The sequence below is a fragment of the Paenibacillus sp. 01T431 genome (genome assembly GCF_056398625.1).
This window is the reverse complement of sequence record NZ_JBFTPT010000089.1, coordinates 1-361: the sequence shown is the minus strand read 5'-3', so window position 1 is coordinate 361 and position 361 is coordinate 1. Positions and strand designations below refer to the sequence as shown.

Annotated in this window: 1 protein-coding gene; it reads right to left on the bottom strand. The window is 73.1% G+C overall.

Going from position 1 to position 361, the window contains the following annotated elements; genetic code table 11:
- Positions 1-361, bottom strand: a 361-nt coding sequence (locus AC1DM9_RS34605) for a CinA family protein (protein WP_477584529.1), incomplete at both ends; no start/stop codon positions are given.

Sequence of the window (361 nt, the reverse complement as noted above, 5' to 3'; positions counted from 1 at the left end):
CCGCCTGGCTGCGCCCACCTTCATGCCCGATGGCCTCTACCTGGCCGGCGTGAAGTATCCTGAGCCGTACCGGCTGCCCGCCGGCCGACCAGCCGAACCACACGGTGCCGACCGGCTTGTCGGGGCTGCCGCCGGTAGGGCCGGCCACGCCGGTCACGGCCACTGCGGCGCGCGCTGCCGAATGCGCGATGGCGCCTTCGGCCATGGCGCGCGCCACCGGCTCGCTGACCGCGCCGTGGGCTTCGATCAGCGCAGCGTCGACGCCCAGCAGTTCGGTCTTGGCCGCGTTCGAGTAGCTGACGAAGCCGCGCTCGAACCAGGCGCTGGAGCCCGCGAGCTCGGTGCATGCGCCGGCAATGAG